Annotated in this window: 2 protein-coding genes; both read left to right on the top strand. The window is 73.9% G+C overall.

Annotation, left to right across the window (positions count from 1 at the left end; genetic code table 11):
* Nucleotides 1–1,171 (top strand): SagB family peptide dehydrogenase (locus tag ITP53_RS54730; RefSeq protein WP_207757748.1); only part of this gene is annotated, 1,171 nt, incomplete at its 5' end.
* Nucleotides 1,159–2,704: hypothetical protein (locus ITP53_RS54725; protein WP_195903375.1), on the top strand; the 1,546-nt coding region annotated here is incomplete at its 3' end. The genes ITP53_RS54730 and ITP53_RS54725, both read left to right, overlap by 13 nt.

Genomic DNA, 2,704 nt, shown 5'->3' with positions numbered 1-2,704 from the left:
GGGTGGGTTGGGGGAGGTTGTGGCGCGGCTTCGTGCCGGTGGATGGATGCGGAAGGTGGTTTCGGCGGCGGGGCGGGATCTTTACACGGTGACGCCGGTGGGCCCGCCCGCTGAGATGACCGTGCCCGAGGGTGATGTGGAGTTGTCGCGGTTCGCGGTGTTGCGTAACGGCTCCGACGGGCTGGTGCTGGAGATGCCTGGATCGTGGTGTGACGTGCACGTGCACGATCCCGCCGTGGCCGCGTTGCTGGCCGACCCGGCCGGGGACGCCGGTCTGCCCGCGGAGGCGGCCGCCGCGTTGCGCGCCGATCTGGTCGCCGCAGGCATGCTGGTGGCGAAGGAGGAGTCGTTCGAGGAGCGGCAGTGGGCCGCCCATGAGCTGTGGTTCCACGAGCGCAGCAGGCTCGGCAACCGGGGCTGGTTCGGTGCCCACTTCGGCGGCACGTTCTGGGCGCGTGGCACGTACGAGCCGCCCCCAGCCCGGCCCGCGCCTTACCCCGGCGAGGCCGTGCCGCTCGACCGGCCGGACCTCGGTGAGCTGCGGCGCGCCGACCCGACGCTCACGACCGTGCTGGAGGACCGCGAGAGCGTCCGCGACCACGACGACGACCATCCGATCACCGCCGGGCAACTCGGCGAACTGCTCTACCGGTGCGCACGAGTACGCCTGCTGCGCGACATCGAGGGCTTCGAGTACTCCAGCAAGCCCTATCCCGGCGGCGGATCCGCGTACGAGCTGGAGGTCTACCCGGTGGTGCGGCTGGCCGACGGGCTGGAGCCGGGCATGTACCACTACGACGCCCACGACCACGCGCTGCGCCCCGTCCGGGACGCGGCGCACCCGTCGGTGCGCAGGATGCTGAAGGTCGCCACCGAGTCGTCCGTCGCCAAGTCACCGCCCCAGGTGCTCCTGGTGATCAGCGCGCGGGCCGGCAGGATCCTGTGGAAGTACGAGGCCATGGGCTACGCCCTCATGCTCAAGCACGTCGGCGTACTGCAACAGACGATGTACGCGGTCGCGACCGCCATGAACCTCGCCCCCTGCGCCCTCGGCAGCGGCGACGACCTCGCCTTCACCGCCGCCACAGGGCGGGACCGGCTCGCCGAGTGCGCGGTCGGCGAGTTCATGGTCGGCAGCCGCAGGAAGGAGCCCGCGCCGTGGCAGCTCTGAACGTCCTGCTGCGTCCCGACGCCCACTACGCCGAGGTCGAGGGCGGCGTCTACTTCCTCAGCCACCAGGGCGAGACCTTCATCGCCGGGCCGTCCGTGCACCGGTGGCTCGACCGGCTCGCGCCGCTGCTCGACGGCACCCGCACCCTCGACGAGCTCACCGCGAACCTGCCCGCCGACCGGGCCGAGTTCGTCAGAAGACTCATCGGCACGCTCGCAGAACGCGGACTGGTGCGCACGGTCGGGCCCGAAGCCCCTGACACCCTCACCGACGCCGAACGCGACGAGCACCGCGGCCTGCTGTCCCACCTCGGCTACTTCGTGGACTCGCCCGGCCACGTCCTGGAGAGTTTCCGTGACACCCCGGCCGCGATCGTCGGGTCAGGCCCGCTGGCGGCCGAGCTGGCGCGCGCGTGCGCCGCCGCCGGGTTGCGGCGGGTGGAGACGACCGGCGAGGTGGGCGCCGCCCAGGTCGTGATCCACGTGGCGGAGGCCGCCGAACCCGACCGGGTGGCCCGGCTCGAACGGCGCTGCGCCGCCTTCGGAGCCCTGCTCGCGCAGGTGATGCCCGTGGCGGACGAGATCTGGTGGCAGCCCGCCGCCCGCGCGGGCGGCGGGCTCGCGAGCGCGTGGCGCAGACACCGCGCCCTGGCCGGCCCGCCCAAGGCCGGGGGGCCGCTCGATCCGGTGGCGGTCAGGGTGGTGGCCAACCAGGTGGCGCATGACGTGTTCCGCGTTCTGGCGGGGCTGCGCGACGAGGCCGCGCCCCGGCTGGTCGTGCTCGACCCGTGCACCCTGGCGAGCACCACCCACCCGATCGTGCCGCACCCGCTCGACCTGCCCGCCGAGCCGCTGGACGAGGCGGCGTTCCTCGATCGGATCGCCGCGCTGAGCGGTGCTCCGGCGCTGAGCGAGGCCGAGTTCTCGCGGCGGGCCAAGGGGCTCATGGACGGGAAGGCCGGAATCTTCGCCGAGATCGACGAGGGTGATCTGGCGCAGCTGCCGTTGCATGTCACCGCGACCACGGTGGCGGATCCGTACGGGGTGCTCGGCGACGCGCCGAGGCCGGTGGTCACCGGTGCCGGGCTCACGTTCGAGGAGGCCCGTTACCGCGCGGCGCTGGCGGCTCTGGCGCGTGCCGGTTCGCTCGCGCTCGACGAGCGGCGGCTGGTCGGCGGGCACGTGACCGCCTACGACCTGGTGGACCGTACGGCCTGTCCGGTGCCGGCCGACGTGGTGTTCGGGGCGGCGCGTGGCGCGGCGGCGGCGTACTCGTGGGCGGAGGCGGTCGCGGAGGGCCTGGTCGCGCATGCCGCCGCCATCACTCTCGACGGGGTCACGCACGCCACGCGGCCTTACGGGCGGGCGGACCTCGCGGGGGCGCCCGCGTACTTCCTGGCGATGGTGCGCGCGCTCGGCGAGGAGCCGGTCCTGCACGACGTCACCGGGCCGCTCGGGGTGCCGACGGTGGTCGGCACGCTGTCCGGCGGCGCGCCGACGGTCGGCACGCTGTCCGGCGGGGCCACCGCCTACG

Origin of the sequence: Nonomuraea cypriaca (genome assembly GCF_015645445.1) — a bacterium.
Taxonomy (GTDB): Bacteria; Actinomycetota; Actinomycetes; order Streptosporangiales; family Streptosporangiaceae; genus Nonomuraea; species Nonomuraea cypriaca.
The sequence above is the reverse complement of the archived record's forward strand: the minus strand, read 5'-3'. Positions and strand labels throughout refer to the sequence as shown.